At 58.8% G+C, this 2,025-nt stretch carries 3 protein-coding genes; all 3 read right to left on the bottom strand.

The genetic code is table 11. The features are described from left to right. Nucleotides 1-93: 93 nt before the first annotated feature. Genes ACR1XY_RS24405 through ACR1XY_RS24395 form a run of 3 tightly spaced genes read right to left on the bottom strand, consistent with a single transcriptional unit; the run spans nt 94 to nt 1,723 of the window. The gene (locus ACR1XY_RS24405) at nt 94-828 is read right to left on the bottom strand and encodes an SDR family NAD(P)-dependent oxidoreductase (RefSeq protein ID WP_480597373.1); all 735 of its coding nucleotides are present in this window, start codon (nt 826-828) and stop codon (nt 94-96) included. After that, complete coding sequence (locus tag ACR1XY_RS24400) at nt 825-1,556, bottom strand: SDR family NAD(P)-dependent oxidoreductase (RefSeq protein WP_480597370.1); 732 nt, start codon at nt 1,554-1,556, stop codon at nt 825-827. Before ACR1XY_RS24400 ends, ACR1XY_RS24405 begins: the two co-directional genes overlap by 4 nt. A gap of 17 nt (nt 1,557-1,573) precedes the next feature. After that, nucleotides 1,574-1,723, bottom strand: a complete 150-nt coding sequence (locus ACR1XY_RS24395; RefSeq protein ID WP_480597368.1) for a hypothetical protein — start codon at nt 1,721-1,723, stop codon at nt 1,574-1,576. Nucleotides 1,724-2,025 lie beyond the last annotated feature (302 nt).

Raw genomic sequence — 2,025 nt, 5'->3', positions numbered from 1 at the left:
GACCAACCCAAACGCCTGCCACCCCAACCCTTCCGAGAAATCGGCGCAAACGCAGTGCTGCGCTGGAAAGAATGGAAAGCGCGCGACGAATGATCAGGGCAAGCTCAGCTTGGCCATCCGTCCGCCATCTACCGTATAAACCTGACCGGTAATGAACCCGGCATCGTCCGACGCCAGAAACGCAACCAATGAGGCTACCTCCTCGGGGCTGCCGGTTCTGGCGACCGGATGGATCCTAGCAATATCTCGGCGGAACGCGGCGGGGTCTTCCATGCTGTCGATGAAATCGAGGTTCAGATCCGTGTCGATCCACCCCGGCGCAACCGCATTGCACCGTATCCCTTCGGGGCCGTGGTCCACGGCCACCGCGCGGGTCAGACCGTGCAAACCGGCTTTGGATGCGCAATAGGCCGCGTGACCAGGGTTGCTTCCAAGCCCCTCGATCGAGCCGGTGTTGACGATGCTGCCACGGGTTTTACGCAGATGTGGCAAGGCGGCCTGGATCGTCAGGAACGGTGCCGTCAGATTGACCGCCAGATTGCGCTGCCAATCTTCGAGGCTCATTTCCTCGACACAGGCTTCCTGCATCATCCCGGCGTTGTTGACCAGAACGTCCAGCCGCCCTGCCCTGCGGGTGACCGCTTTCACCACCTGCGCCGGACTGGTAGGATTGGTGAAATCTGCATCAATCCCCAGAAACTCGGAGTCTTGCCCGCGTTGAGCGGTAAAGACCTGCGCGCCCTCATCCCGCAACCGCCGGGCGATCGCCTGCCCGATGCCGCTGCGACCGCCTGTAACCAGCGCGACCTTGCCCTCGAACCGCATCATGACACAGGCTTCCCACCATTGACCTCAACCAGTGTGCCGCAGACATAGCGCGACGCGTCCGAGACCAGGAACATGATCACATCGACAATATCCTCGGGCTCGGCAATGCGGCCCAGAGGAACGGTCTGGCCCAGCTCTTTGACGGCGGTGTCCGGGTCAAACCCCCGCTTCGCAAAGCCCGACCGCAACATGGGAGTGTTCACCTCGTTCGGACAGACGGCATTGATGCGAATGCCCTGATGGGCGTGGTCCATCCCCATGCATTGCGTCAAAGACGCAATCGCCGCTTTGGTCATGCAATAGACCGCGTGATTGGAACCCGGACGCAGACCCCAGCACGAGGCGGTGTTTACGATGGCCCCACCGCCATTTTCAGCCATGAGAGGGATCGCGGACCGGCAGATGCGGAATGGCGCCTCGACATTCACACCCAGCGACAGGAACCAATCGTTATCCGAGGTCTCGGTCACTGACCCACGGGTGATGACGCCGGCATTGTTGATGACAATATCCAATCCGCCCAGTTGATCCACCGCTGCCTTCGGCAACGCGTCAGCATAGGAACCGTCAAGCAGATCGCCTGGCAGATGAGCTTCTGCCTCGATACCGCTGACATCTCGGTCAGCAACCGCAACACGGACGCCCGTTTCGCGCAGGCGTGCTACAAGTGCGGCACCGATGCCGCCCGCTGCACCAGTAACCAGCGCTGTTTTTCCATTCAGGTCCATTGCTTTTACTATTCCTTTCAAAAGGATTCGAACGGAGCGCCAAGACGGCTTTCACCAGAAAGGATACCCCGTCTTGGGCCTGCGGACAGATCCAGATTGCTGCCCGAGCTGTCGTCGCGGGTATGAGCCAGGTCGTGCCGATAGATATGAATTCCAGCTATTTTCATTGTTATTCTATCCTGATTTTGAAGGTCTCCTGCGTACCGAGAAAATCAGAGCCAGAACGCAAGGCGTCAAAGCTTCGCGAGGCAACCTCTTCTCAGTATACTTTCTGCCCCGGATTTCAGCCCTGCGTTGTTCGATCGATATCATAGCGGCAAAGTAGAGCGATCACTCTACTTTCTTCATGCTCAATTCCGACCTCCAACCTGTAGTTTCGCGACAAAAAATGTCCGCCTGAAACGGCGGACCAGTCGGGGAGTGCGTTGAGGGGTCAGTAGCTCTGGTTCAATTCATCGGCGGCCGGGAT

It is taken from the genome of Ruegeria sp. AD11(2025), assembly GCF_056542405.1.
Note: the sequence above shows the minus strand (reverse complement) of the source record. Positions and strands in the feature narration are given on the sequence as shown.

Coding starts and splice junctions, on each gene's coding strand:
- ACR1XY_RS24405 (WP_480597373.1), bottom strand. CDS start 828: ATGATGCGGTTCGAGGGCAAGGTCGCGCTGGTTACAGGCGGTCGCAGC.
- ACR1XY_RS24400 (WP_480597370.1), bottom strand. CDS start 1,556: ATGGACCTGAATGGAAAAACAGCGCTGGTTACTGGTGCAGCGGGCGGC.
- ACR1XY_RS24395 (WP_480597368.1), bottom strand. CDS start 1,723: ATGAAAATAGCTGGAATTCATATCTATCGGCACGACCTGGCTCATACC.